Consider the following 12,865-nt stretch of genomic DNA (forward strand, 5'->3'; position numbering starts at 1 on the left):
ATGCGAGCCATTGAGAATGCCATTAATGATGTAGTCAACATCACTATCTGATCTTATTTTTACAATAAAACCAAATAGTTGCGAATCAACCTCACTCCCACTCAATCGTCGCTGGCGGCTTGCTCGACACGTCGTAAGTAACGCGGGAGATGCCTTCGATTTCATTGATGATGCGGCCGCTGACGGTTTCCAGCAGTTCGTAAGGCAGGTGTGCCCAACGCGCGGTCATAAAGTCGATGGTTTCCACGGCACGCAGGGCCACGACCCAGGCGTAACGACGGCCATCGCCAACCACGCCCACCGATTTCACTGGCTGGAACACCACGAATGCCTGGCTGACCTTGTGGTACCAGTCGGCCTTGCGCAGTTCTTCGATGAAGATGTGGTCGGCGCGACGCAGCAGGTCGGCGTATTCCTTCTTCACTTCACCGAGGATGCGCACACCCAGGCCCGGGCCCGGGAACGGGTGACGGTAGACCATGTCGTACGGCAGGCCCAGTTCCAGGCCCAGACGACGGACTTCGTCCTTGAACAGCTCGCGCAGTGGCTCGACCAGCTTGAGGTTCATTTCTTCCGGCAGGCCGCCCACGTTGTGGTGCGACTTGATCACGTGGGCCTTGCCGCTTTTCGCGCCAGCCGACTCGATCACGTCCGGGTAGATGGTGCCCTGGGCCAGGTACTTGATGTTGTCCAGCTTGCAGGATTCGGCATCGAACACGTCGATGAAGGTACGGCCGATGATCTTGCGCTTCTTCTCCGGGTCGGCTTCGCCGGCCAGGTTGCCCAGGAACTGCTCCTCGGCGTTGGCGCGGATCACCTTGACGCCCATGTTCTCGGCGAACATGGCCATCACTTGCTCGCCTTCGTGCAGGCGCAGCAGGCCGTTGTCGACGAAGACGCAGGTCAGCTGGTCGCCAATGGCCTTGTGCAGCAGCGCGGCAACCACGGAGGAGTCAACGCCGCCGGACAGACCAAGCAGTACGTTGTCGGTGCCGACCTGGGCGCGAACCTGGGCGATGGCGTCTTCAGCGATTTTCGACGGAGTCCACAGGGCTTCGCACTCGCAAATGTCGAGGATGAAGCGCGACAGGATGCGACCGCCTTGCTTGGTGTGGGTCACTTCCGGGTGGAACTGCACGCCGTAGTAGCGACGCTCATCGCTGAACATGCCGGCAATCGGGCAGCTCGGGGTGCTGGCCAGGATGTGGAAGTCAGACGGCATCCTGGTGACCTTGTCACCGTGGCTCATCCATACGTCGAGGCCGAACAGGCCGTCGGCGTCAATGTGGTCTTCGATGCCATCAAGCAGGCGGCTCTTGCCTACGACGTCTACGCGGGCGTAACCGAACTCACGCAGCTCGGAACCTTCAACCTTGCCGCCCAGTTGCTCGGCCATGGTCTGCATGCCGTAGCAGATACCGAAGACCGGTACACCCAGGTCGAAAACGGCTTGCGGGCAGCGAGGGCTGTTGGCTTCGTGGACCGACTCCGGGCCGCCTGCGAGGATGACGCCTTTAGGAGCGAATTCGCGGATCGCATCTTCGTCCATGTCGAACGGATGCAGTTCGCAGTACACGCCGATTTCACGCACGCGGCGGGCGATCAGTTGGGTGTACTGGGAACCGAAGTCGAGGATCAGGATGCGGTGAGCGTGAATGTCGAGGGCCATGATTCAGTCTCGTCTAAAAAATTCGGAAACAGTCGTGATTCAGAAACAACTCGGGGCTGAATAAAACAGCCCCGGTTGCTTGGTTTGTTACTTGAAGGCTCAACCTACGCGGTAGTTTGGCGCTTCCTTGGTGATCTGCACGTCGTGAACGTGGGACTCGGCCATGCCGGCGCCGGTGATCCGCACGAACTCAGGCTTGGTGCGCATCTCTTCGATATTGGCGCTACCGGTGTAGCCCATCGAGGAGCGCAGGCCGCCCATCAACTGGTGGATGATCGCGCTCAGGGTGCCCTTGTACGGAACACGCCCTTCGATGCCTTCCGGAACGAGTTTCTCGGCGCCTGCCGAGGAGTCCTGGAAGTAACGGTCGGAGGAACCTTGAGCCTGGGACATGGCGCCCAGCGAACCCATGCCGCGATAAGCCTTGTACGAGCGGCCCTGGAAAAGTTCGATCTCGCCCGGTGCTTCTTCGGTACCGGCGAACATCGAGCCCATCATCACGCAGGAGGCACCGGCCACGATGGCCTTGGACAGGTCACCGGAGAAACGGATGCCGCCGTCGGCGATCAACGGCACGCCAGTGCCTTCAAGGGCAGCGGCGACGTTGGCGATGGCACTGATTTGCGGCACGCCGACACCGGCGACGATACGGGTGGTGCAGATCGAGCCAGGGCCGATACCGACCTTGACCGCGTCAGCGCCGGCTTCGGCCAGGGCCTTGGCGGCAGCGCCGGTGGCAATGTTGCCGCCGATGACCTGCACTTCAGGGAAGTTCTGCTTGACCCAGCGAACGCGGTCGATCACGCCTTTGGAGTGACCGTGTGCGGTGTCGACCACCACCACGTCAACGCCGGCATTGACCAGGGCGGCTACGCGGTCACCGGTGTCTTTACCGGTGCCAACGGCCGCGCCAACGCGCAGACGACCTTGATCGTCCTTGCTGGCCAGCGGGTAAGCCTTGGCTTTTTCGATGTCGTTGACGGTCATCATGCCTTTGAGGGCGAACTTGTCGTCGACGATCAGCACGCGCTCGATGCGGTGCTTGTGCAGCAGTTCACGCACATCGTTTTTGTCGGCGCCTTCCTTGACCGTGACCAGACGCTCTTTAGGCGTCATCACTTCACGGACAGTGGCTTCCAGACGGTTCTCGAAACGCACGTCACGGGAGGTGACAATGCCGACCAGGTCGCCATTGTGCAGCACCGGAACGCCGGAAATGTTGTGCATGCGGGTCAGTTCGAACAGGTCACGCACCGTGGCGTCAGCCTCGATGGTGATCGGGTCTTTGACGACACCGGCTTCGAACTTCTTGACCTTGCGGACTTCGGCAGCTTGCTGCTCGATGGTCATGTTCTTGTGGATGATGCCGATACCACCTTCCTGAGCCATGGCGATTGCCAGACGGGCTTCAGTGACGGTGTCCATGGCAGCGGAAACCAGTGGAATATTCAGCTCGATGCCACGGGTAAGGCGGGTCTTGAGACTGACTTCGTTAGGAAGTACCTCGGAATAACCGGGCACTAGGAGAATGTCGTCGAATGTCAGAGCTTCTTGGCTGATACGCAGCATCGCGGGGGCTCCCGAGCGGGAAAATGGAAGCGCGCCATTATAGTCAGACACCCCCTCGGGTTCAATGTAAAACTCTGACTATTATTGGCATTACTGACATACGGGGCGCTTTTTTGTAGGAGCGAGCTTGCTCGCGATGGTCGTGAACGATAATGCGGGTTGCCTGGAAACCCGCGTGGCCTGAAAGTTCATCGCGAGCAAGCTCGCTCCTACAGAAGTTCAGAGTTCTACTTTCACCCAACTCACGGGCTGATCCAGCCAATCGGCAAATTCGTCGAGAAAGCGCTGTTTAAAGCCGGCTTCGGCCCAGTTGTTGAAGATGAAACCGAGGTTGGAGAAGCCGCATTCCTGCAGGAACAGGAAGCCGTTGATGTCGTCTTCATGCCCGCATTCCGGGCAGGTGAAGTTGTCGGTGCGTCCTGGCATCCAGTCTTCCAGGCTTTCGAACAGGGCTTCACCGATTTCCTTGCGGCACTCGGCACAACCTGCTTCTCCAAGGAAACCCTTGGCCGGCGTATAAATGCAGCGCTTGGTGACAATTTCCAGGCCGTTGACGGCTTCGCCAAACGGCAGCGCTTCCGGATGCAGGACCACCTCACGGGCACCCTCGGCGATGGCGTGCCCCATACGATTGCCGGTGCGCCCGCAAGTGGTCAGTTCTTCCTGGACGATGTTCTTGCGCACCAGCCAGCGCACAACGGCCCTGGCCCGGGGTTCGTGCACCGGCAGGGTGGAGATTTTCGGGACGATGATGCTTTGGGAGTTCATGGGTACAGGCCTGAAGCTTTAAAAAAGGGTCTTGGGCACCCCCAAATTATAGAGACTGAACACCGAACCTGTGGGAGCGGGCTTGCTCGCGAAAGCACTGTATCAGACACATTAATGTTGACTGATACAGCGCTTTCGCGAGCAAGCCCGCTCCCACTGAGTTACGGGTTTTTACAGTTCTACGACAACTGCCTGCGAAGCACGGGTCGCCTTGGCACGGGCGGCTTCGATCGATTCGTCGCGCGCCAGGGCCACGCCCATGCGGCGCTGGCCGTTGACTTCAGGCTTGCCGAACAGGCGTAGCGCGGTATCCGGCTCACTGAGTGCGGCACCGAGGTTGGCGAATGCGGTCTGGGTCGACTGCCCTTCCACCAGGATCACCGCCGAGGCCGATGGCCCGAACTGACGGATCAACGGAATCGGCAGACCGAGAATGGCCCGTGCGTGCAGGGCGAACTGCGACAGGTCCTGGGAAATCAGGGTCACCAGACCGGTGTCATGCGGGCGCGGCGAGACTTCGCTGAACCACACCTGATCACCCTTGATGAACAGCTCGACGCCGAACAGACCACGGCCACCCAGGGCTTCGGTCACGGCCTTGGCGACGCGTTCGGATTCAGCCAGGGCAATCGGGCTCATGGCTTGCGGCTGCCAGGACTCCTGATAGTCGCCCTTCTCTTGACGGTGGCCGACCGGTGCGCAGAACGTGGTGCCGCCGACGTGGCGCACGGTCAGCAGGGTGATTTCGTAGTCGAAATCGATGAAACCTTCGATGATCACGCGACCTTTACCGGCACGGCCACCTTCCTGGGCGTAGTCCCAGGCTTTCTGCACGTCATCGATGCTGCGCAACAGGCTCTGGCCCTTGCCCGAAGAACTCATGACCGGCTTGACCACGCACGGAAAACCGAGATCCTCGACGGCTTTGCTGTAGTCCTCGAAGGTGTCGGCGAAGTGGTACGGCGAGGTTGGCAGGTCCAGCTCTTCAGCCGCCAGGCGACGGATGCCTTCGCGGTTCATGGTCAGTTGCGCGGCGCGGGCGGTCGGAATCACGTTGAAACCTTCGGCCTCCAGTTCCACCAGGGTCGAGGTGGCGATGGCTTCGATTTCCGGCACGATAAAGTGCGGCTTCTCGGCTTCGATTACCGCACGCAAGGCCGCGCCATCAAGCATGTTGATCACGTGGCTGCGGTGCGCAACCTGCATGGCCGGCGCGTTGGCGTAGCGATCCACGGCTATCACTTCAACGCCCAGGCGTTGCAGCTCGATCACCACTTCCTTGCCCAACTCGCCACAGCCACACATCAATACGCGGGTCGCGGTGGGCGACAATGGAGTTCCGATACGGGTCATCTGAAGGTCCTCAAAGAAGCGGATCATCGAGGGAAGCACGCTTCCCATGGGGAGAAAGCGCGGCATTTTACATGAACTTCAGCTGACGACAGCCTGTTTGCGCAGACGCCAGGCCATGATCAGCCACACGGCGGTGACCCCGGCGAATTTCGAACCATGATGCAACGCGATCCTTGTAGCAGCTGGCGAAGCCTGCGGCTACCGGTTCGGTGCTTTGTTGAGCATCCAGATCAACCCGCTGGCCTTCGCCCGCTCATGACACAACCCCAGCACCTTGCGGCGCTCGGCGTTGTCCATGCGGCTCCAGCGAGTGATTTCTTCCACCGTGCGCTGGCAACCGGTACAGATATCATCGTCGTCCAGCGCGCAAATGTTCACGCAGGGCGATGCTACCGGGCGTTCGGTGGTGCTCATTCTTCCTGCTCGACCAGATCGCGGGCATAACGCTGCGAGTTGTGCACATAGTGAGCAGCGCTGGCCTCGAGCATCTTGATTTGCGGCTCGGTCAATTCGCGCACCACTTTGCCGGGCGAGCCCATGACCAGCGATCCGTCAGGAATTTCCTTGCCTTCGCCGATCAGCGAATTGGCGCCGATGATGCAGTTCTTGCCAATCTTCGCGCCATTGAGAATCACCGCATTGATGCCGATCAGGCTATTGTCGCCGACGGTGCAGCCGTGGAGCATGGCGTTATGGCCGATGGTCACGCCTGTGCCGATGACCAGCGGGTAGCCCATGTCGGTGTGCATCACGGTGCCGTCCTGGACGTTGCTGTTCTTGCCGATCAGGATCAACTCGTTGTCGCCGCGCAGTACGGTGTTGAACCAGACGTTGGCGCCCTCTTCCAGCTTGACCTTGCCCACCAGCACGGCATTGGGTGCGACCCAGCTCTGTGGGTGGGTTTCGACGCGGGCGTCGCCCAGGCGGTATTTCATTGTTGTTTTCCTCAGGGCTCGGGCAGTGCCATTCGAACGATGGCTTCAGGTGTTGATAAAGCTTTTGGGAGGTTGGTGCAGGCTGATTTTCGCGTCATACAGCAGGTTGATCAACTCGACGATCATGATCGCCGTCAGCCCCCAGATCTTGTATTCGCCAAAGCGATAGCTCGGCACATACCAGCTGTGGCCCTGATAATCGATGCGATGGGTATGTTCACGGGGGTCTTTGCGGAAGAACTCCAGGGGCACGCTGAACACGGCGGCGATCTCGGCATCGTTGGCCTGGTATTCGACGAAATCCGGAATCACCCCGACATACGGGGTGACCTTGATGCCATGCAGGCTGATCAGCGGGCTGAGCGGGCCGATCACCTCGACCAGCCCCGGCGGCAGGCCGATCTCTTCTTCGGCCTCACGCAAGGCGGTGAAAATCAGGTCGGGGTCTTCGGGGTCGCGGCGACCACCGGGGAAGGCGACTTCGCCGCCATGGGTCGACAGGCCGCTGGCACGCAGGGTCAACACCAGCTCGGGCTCGTCACTGCGGGTGATGGGCACCAGCACTGCAGCCTCGGGAAAACGACGATCGGTCTCCAGTGTGCGTGGAGTGTGGTTACTAACCCGATGCAGTAGCTCGTCCAGCATGAGTGTTCTCGATTTGTGCCTTACCCGGCATCATGCACCAATCGCTGCGGTCGCCCAACCCCCGCAACCGCCCCATGTCGCGAAACGACAACTTGCCGACCGGCACTGCCGCACGCCAAGATAGGCACAGCATTCAGGAACCCCAGCATGAAATTTTGCAGCCAGTGCGGCAACCCGGTGACCCAGCGCATTCCCGAAGGCGATTCGCGCCTGCGTTTTGTCTGTGACAGCTGTCAGGCCATCCACTACCAGAACCCCAATATCGTCGCCGGCTGCGTGGCGACCTGGGGCAGCAAGGTGTTGCTGTGCCGGCGGGCCATCGAGCCGCGCCGCGGTTACTGGACCCTGCCCGCCGGCTTCATGGAAAACGGCGAGACCATCGAGCAGGCCGCCATTCGTGAGACCGCCGAGGAAGCCTGCGCCCGGGTGCGTAACCTGAGCATCTATACCCTGATCGATGTGCCACACATCAGCCAGGTGCATGTGTTCTTCCGTGCCGAGCTGGCGGACCTGGATTTTTCTGCCGGCCCCGAGAGCCTGGAAGTGCAACTATTCGACGAAGCGGACATTCCTTGGGATGAGCTGGCTTTCCGCACGGTGGGCCGTACCTTAGAATGCTTCTTCGCTGACCGGCGGACCGAAGTCTATCCAGTACGGTCTGAATCGATCCCGCCGCTTGCTCAGCCTGCCATTATCTGATGCCATATTGGTATCATTCGTAGCCGCTGAAAAATCATCCGAACGCGGTCTGAGCCTTCGGCAGCTCCTACATAAAACATCTATAAATAAATAATCGCGACACCTCCTGGGGAATCGTTTCAATGCGCTGGTTGCTTGCCCTGTTCTGTTTGTCGTTTGTCACGGTGTCCCAGGCTTCTGTCGTGGAAACCCTGGACGGCAAGGTCATCGAGAAAATCCTGATTCTCAAGTCTTCCCATCAATTGCAATTGATCAATGATGGCAAGCCGCTCAAGACCTATCGCATTTCCCTGGGCAAGCGTCCCAAGGGGCCGAAGCTGATGGAAGGCGACAAGCGCACCCCGGAAGGCTTCTACTGGGTCGACTGGCGCAAGATCAGCGACCGCTTCAACCTGGCGATGCACATTTCCTACCCGAACATCAGTGACTCGGCCCGCGCCCGTCGTGAAGGCGTCGAGCCCGGCGGCATGATCATGATCCACGGCACGCCAGACAGCGAAGACACCCCGGAAGACCTCTTCCACACCCTGGACTGGACCGACGGCTGCATCGCCATGCGCAACATGGACATGCGCGAAGTCTGGAACCTGGTACCGGACGGCACGATGATCGAGATTCGTCCGTAATCGCACCACCCACCTTGTAGCAGCTGGCGAAGCCTGCTGCTACAGGTCGAATTTCTTCCTCTGACCGCCACCGTCGGCCGCCCTCGAAAAACGACCTGCGACAGCACCTTCCTTGGAAACACACCGAACCAGTGTGGGAGCGGGCTTGCTCGCGAAAAGGCCATCACATTCAGCATCAATGTTGCCGGTTAGAGCGCCTTCGCGAGCAAGCCCGCTCCCACCCTGGATCGGTGTACATCCTTTGAATTGCAAGCAACAAAAAACCCGCTGAAATCACTTTCAGCGGGTTTTTCATTTCAGCACCGGAGAATCAGAAATCCTCCAGCCGCCACACTTCATAAGCCGGCGTCTCGTAGGGATGGCTCTGCTTCAGAGCCGCCACCACCGGGCGAATCAACTCATCCGCCACCACCAGCTCGACCTTCCATTCCTCGACCTGTTCGACCTGCCCCGCTTGCCCAATGAACGGCTGGCTGCCGTCCAGTGGGCGAAACTGGCCAAGGCCCAACACCTGCCATGCGCAGTGATCGTAAGCACCGATCCGTCCGCCACCGGCGGCGAACACGGCACTCTTGACCACGTCGACATGACTGTCGGGAACAAAAAAGCTGAGCTTGTACACGGCTATCAGTTAACCCACACGCGAGCATTACGGAACATGCGCATCAACGGTGCATCTTCGTTCCAGTCATCGGAACGCCACGAGTTCTGCACGGCGCGGAACACACGCTCCGGGTGCGGCATCATGATGGTCACGCGACCGTCGCGGCTGGTAAGGCCGGTGATACCGCGCGGCGAGCCGTTCGGGTTGGCCGGGTAGCTTTCGGTGACCTTGCCGTGATTGTCGACGAAACGCATCGCCACGCAACCGGACAGATCGGCTTGCAGCAGTGCTTCTTCGCTGGCGAACTCGGCATGACCTTCGCCGTGGGCGATGGCGATCGGCATACGCGAACCGGCCATGCCCTGCAGGAAGATCGAGTTCGACTCCTGGATCTGCACCATGGCAACACGGGCTTCGAACTGCTCGGAACGGTTGCGCACGAAGTGCGGCCAGAACTCGCTGCCCGGGATCAGCTCGTGCAGGTTGGACATCATCTGGCAACCGTTGCACACGCCGAGGGTGAAGCTGTCGTTGCGCTCGAAGAAGCCCTGGAACGCATCGCGGGCGCGGCTGTTGAACAGCGCGGATTTCGCCCAGCCTTCACCGGCACCCAATACGTCGCCGTAAGAGAAACCACCGCAAGCGACCATGCCCTTGAACTCGTTCAGGTCGACACGGCCGGCCAGAATGTCGCTCATGTGCACGTCGATCGCGTTGAAGCCGGCGCGGTCGAATGCAGCCGCCATTTCCACCTGACCGTTGACGCCCTGCTCACGCAGTACGGCAACCTGTGGGCGGATGCCTTTCTTGATGTAAGGCGCGGCGATGTCCTGGTTGATGTCGTAGCTCAGCTTGACGCTCAGACCCGGGTTGTCTTCTTCCAGCAGCACGTCGAACTCTTGCTCGGCGCAGTCGGCGTTGTCACGCAGACGCTGGATCTGGTAGCTGGTCTCGGCCCACTGGCGTTGCAGCAGACGACGCTGGCCTTCGAACACGGTGTCACCGTTGAAGGTGATGCCGATCTCGCCATTGTTGATTGGCTGACCGATCACCGACACGCAATCGCCCAGGCCCGCAGCGCTGAACTGCGCGAGGATGTCCGGCGTGGCGTCCTGGCGAACCTGGATCACGGCACCCAGTTCTTCGTTGAACAGGATCGCAGCGATATCGGCGGAGGAATCCGCCAGGCTGTCGAGGTTCAGGCTCAGGCCGCAGTGGCCGGCAAAGGCCATTTCGACGACGGAGGTCAGCAGACCACCGTCGGAACGGTCGTGGTAAGCCAGCAGGTGACCGTCGGCGTTGAGGCCCTGGATCACGGCGAAGAAGGCTTTCAGGTCTTCGGCATCGTCGACGTCCGGCGCCTGCTTGCCGAGCTTGCCGTGAACCTGCGCGAGGATCGAGGCGCCCATGCGGTTCTGGCCGCGGCCCAGGTCGATCAGGATCAGGTCGGTGGTGCCCTTGTCCATGCGCAGTTGCGGGGTCAGGGTCTGACGGATGTCAGTCACTGGCGCGAAACCGGTGACGATCAGGGACATCGGCGACGTGACGGACTTGTCGACGCCTTCATCGTTCCAGCGCGTGGCCATGGACATCGAGTCCTTGCCCACCGGAATGGTGATGCCCAGCTCAGGGCAGAGTTCCATGCCGACCGCTTTCACGGTGTCGTACAGGCGGGCATCTTCGCCCGGGTGACCGGCAGCCGACATCCAGTTCGCCGACAGCTTGATGTCGGAGATCTTGCCGATGCGCGAGGCCGCGATGTTGGTCAGGGTTTCGCCGATGGCCATGCGGCCCGACGCCGGAGCATCCAGCAGTGCCAGCGGAGTCCGCTCGCCCATGGCCATGGCTTCACCGGTGTAGACGTCGAAGCTGGTGGCGGTGACGGCAACGTCGGCCACCGGAACCTGCCACGGGCCGACCATCTGGTCACGGGCCACGAGGCCGGTGATGGTGCGGTCGCCGATGGTGATCAGGAAGCTCTTGCTCGCCACGGCCGGGTGATGCAGGACGCGCTCGACGCATTCGGCAATGTTCAGGGTCGAAGGATCGAAGTCGTCGCCCAGTTCGGCTTCACGAACCACCGAACGGTGCATGCGCGGCGCCTTGCCCAGCAACACTTCCAGTGGCATGTCCACCGGGCTGTTGCCGAAGTGGCTGTCAGTCACGGTCAGCTGTGGTTCGGCAGTGGCTTCGCCGACCACGGCAAACGGGCAGCGCTCACGTTCGCAGATCGCCTTGAAGCGTTCGAAATCCGCCGGCCCGACCGCCAGGACATAACGCTCCTGGGATTCGTTGGACCAGATTTCGTGCGGGGCCATGCCCGGTTCGTCGTTTGGAATGTTGCGCAGTTCGAAACGGCCACCGCGGTCGCCGTCGTTGACCAGTTCCGGGAAAGCGTTGGACAGACCGCCCGCACCCACGTCGTGGATGAAGCTGATCGGGTTTTTGTCGCCCAGTTGCCAGCAACGGTCGATGACTTCCTGGCAGCGACGTTCCATTTCCGGGTTTTCGCGCTGTACCGAAGCAAAGTCCAGGTCCGCCGAGCTGGTGCCGGTGGCCATGGAGGAAGCCGCGCCGCCGCCCAGGCCGATCAGCATCGCCGGGCCACCAAGCACGATCAGCTTGGAGCCGACAACGATCTCGCCTTTCTTGACGTGCTCTTCACGGATGTTGCCCATGCCGCCAGCCAGCATGATCGGCTTGTGGTAGCCGCGAACTTCGTCACCGTGTGGCGTGGTAATCGATTGTTCGAAGGTACGGAAGTAACCGGTCAGGGCCGGACGGCCGAATTCGTTGTTGAACGCGGCGCCGCCCAACGGGCCTTCGATCATGATGTCCAGCGCGGTAACGATGCGCTCAGGCTTGCCGTACGGCACTTCCCACGGCTGTTCGAAGCCCGGGATCTGCAGGTTCGACACGGTGAAACCGGTCAGGCCGGCCTTTGGCTTGGCGCCACGACCGGTCGCGCCTTCGTCGCGGATTTCGCCACCGGAACCGGTGGACGCGCCCGGGAACGGGGCAATCGCGGTCGGGTGGTTGTGGGTTTCAACCTTCATCAGGATGTGCACCGGTTCCTGTACCGCGCCGTACTGGCGGGTTTCAGGGTCCGGGAAGAAGCGACCGGCCACGGAGCCGACGATCACCGAAGCGTTGTCCTTATAAGCCGACAGGACACCTTCGTTGTGCATCTGATAGGTGTTCTTGATCATGCCGAACAGGCTTTTTTCCTGGCTCTCGCCGTCGATATCCCAACTGGCGTTGAAGATCTTGTGACGGCAGTGCTCGGAGTTCGCCTGGGCGAACATCATCAGTTCGATGTCATGCGGGTTGCGCGAAAGGCCCACGAAGGCGTTGACCAGATAGTCGATCTCGTCTTCGGCCAGGGCCAGGCCCAGCTCGGTGTTGGCTTTTTCCAGCGCGGCGCGGCCGCCACCCAGCACGTCAATGGCGGTCAGGGGTTTCGGTTCGGCGTGGCTGAACAGGCCGGCGGCCTGTTCGAGGTTGCCCAGGACGATCTGGGTCATGCGGTCGTGCAGACCGTCAGCGATCAACCGGGCTTCGGCATCGCTGAACTGGCCGGCCACGTAGAACGCGATGCCGCGCTCCAGGCGCTGGATTTTCGCCAGGCCGCAGTTGCGGGCGATGTCGCTGGCCTTGCTCGACCATGGCGAGATGGTGCCGAAACGCGGCAACACCAGGAACAGACGACCGGTCGGCTCCTGTACCGGAACGCTTGGACCGTACTTCAGAAGGCGCGCAAGCACCTGCTGTTCGTCGCCGGTCAGGACGCCGGTAACTTCGGCGAAGTGAGCGAATTCAGCATACAGGCCGCTGACAGCCGGAACCTTCTGGCTCAGTTGCTCAAGGAGCTTGCTGTGGCGAAAGGCGGAAAGGGCAGGAGCGCCGCGCAGGATCAACATCTTCGGGACAGCCTCGGGAAGGGGTGTGCTTTGAGGCCGTGCATTCTAGCCTAAACAGCCCGCGACATCACCCGAAA

11 protein-coding genes and 1 pseudogene are annotated in these 12,865 nt (G+C 60.8%); 2 read left to right on the plus strand and 10 right to left on the minus strand.

Annotated elements, in window-relative coordinates:
• Positions 1-91: 91 nt before the first annotated feature.
• The 8 genes and pseudogenes from guaA to ABIA48_RS09640 all read right to left on the minus strand — a co-directional run bounded on the left by guaA (position 92) and on the right by ABIA48_RS09640 (position 6,939).
• On the minus strand, positions 92-1,669 hold the full coding sequence (gene guaA, locus ABIA48_RS09605) for a glutamine-hydrolyzing GMP synthase (RefSeq protein WP_310057023.1): 1,578 nt from the start codon (positions 1,667-1,669) through the stop codon (positions 92-94).
• Between the two features lie 99 nt (positions 1,670-1,768).
• Entirely contained in the window at positions 1,769-3,238 is a 1,470-nt protein-coding gene (gene guaB / locus ABIA48_RS09610; protein WP_015093660.1) for an IMP dehydrogenase, read from the minus strand.
• 219 nt (positions 3,239-3,457) lie between these two features.
• Entirely contained in the window at positions 3,458-4,006 is a 549-nt protein-coding gene (locus ABIA48_RS09615; RefSeq protein ID WP_007982833.1) for a hypothetical protein, read from the minus strand.
• Positions 4,007-4,177: 171 nt separating this feature from the next.
• Positions 4,178-5,359, minus strand: a complete 1,182-nt coding sequence (purT, locus tag ABIA48_RS09620; protein ID WP_429488227.1) for a formate-dependent phosphoribosylglycinamide formyltransferase — start codon at positions 5,357-5,359, stop codon at positions 4,178-4,180.
• 78 nt (positions 5,360-5,437) lie between these two features.
• Positions 5,438-5,515: pseudogene (locus ABIA48_RS09625) on the minus strand (preQ0 transporter); the annotation flags it as partial.
• A gap of 42 nt (positions 5,516-5,557) precedes the next feature.
• Complete coding sequence (locus tag ABIA48_RS09630; RefSeq protein WP_429488229.1) at positions 5,558-5,773, minus strand: DUF1289 domain-containing protein; 216 nt, start codon at positions 5,771-5,773, stop codon at positions 5,558-5,560.
• Positions 5,770-6,294: a gamma carbonic anhydrase family protein gene (locus ABIA48_RS09635; protein WP_429488231.1), complete on the minus strand. Its 525-nt coding sequence runs from the start codon at positions 6,292-6,294 to the stop codon at positions 5,770-5,772. Before ABIA48_RS09635 ends, ABIA48_RS09630 begins: the two co-directional genes overlap by 4 nt.
• A gap of 45 nt (positions 6,295-6,339) precedes the next feature.
• A complete protein-coding gene (locus ABIA48_RS09640) occupies positions 6,340-6,939 on the minus strand; it encodes a CoA pyrophosphatase (RefSeq protein WP_429488233.1) in 600 nt (199 codons plus the stop codon).
• Between the two features lie 147 nt (positions 6,940-7,086).
• On the opposite strand from ABIA48_RS09640, the gene ABIA48_RS09645 reads away from it, so the two are divergent.
• Complete coding sequence (locus ABIA48_RS09645; protein ID WP_108228019.1) at positions 7,087-7,638, plus strand: NUDIX hydrolase; 552 nt, start codon at positions 7,087-7,089, stop codon at positions 7,636-7,638.
• A 122-nt stretch (positions 7,639-7,760) separates the two neighbouring features.
• Entirely contained in the window at positions 7,761-8,264 is a 504-nt protein-coding gene (locus ABIA48_RS09650) for a L,D-transpeptidase family protein (RefSeq protein ID WP_108228020.1), read from the plus strand.
• A gap of 310 nt (positions 8,265-8,574) precedes the next feature.
• Here ABIA48_RS09650 and ABIA48_RS09655 read toward each other — a convergent pair whose 3' ends face one another.
• Together ABIA48_RS09655 and purL are read right to left on the minus strand one after the other, a co-directional pair.
• The gene (locus ABIA48_RS09655) at positions 8,575-8,886 is read right to left on the minus strand and encodes a YqfO family protein (protein WP_277534913.1); all 312 of its coding nucleotides are present in this window, start codon (positions 8,884-8,886) and stop codon (positions 8,575-8,577) included.
• Between the two features lie 5 nt (positions 8,887-8,891).
• Positions 8,892-12,788: a phosphoribosylformylglycinamidine synthase gene (purL, locus tag ABIA48_RS09660; RefSeq protein ID WP_429488236.1), complete on the minus strand. Its 3,897-nt coding sequence runs from the start codon at positions 12,786-12,788 to the stop codon at positions 8,892-8,894.
• Positions 12,789-12,865 lie beyond the last annotated feature (77 nt).

Origin of the sequence: Pseudomonas sp. S30_BP2TU TE3576, assembly GCF_050436025.1 — a bacterium.
GTDB lineage: Bacteria > Pseudomonadota > Gammaproteobacteria > Pseudomonadales > Pseudomonadaceae > Aquipseudomonas.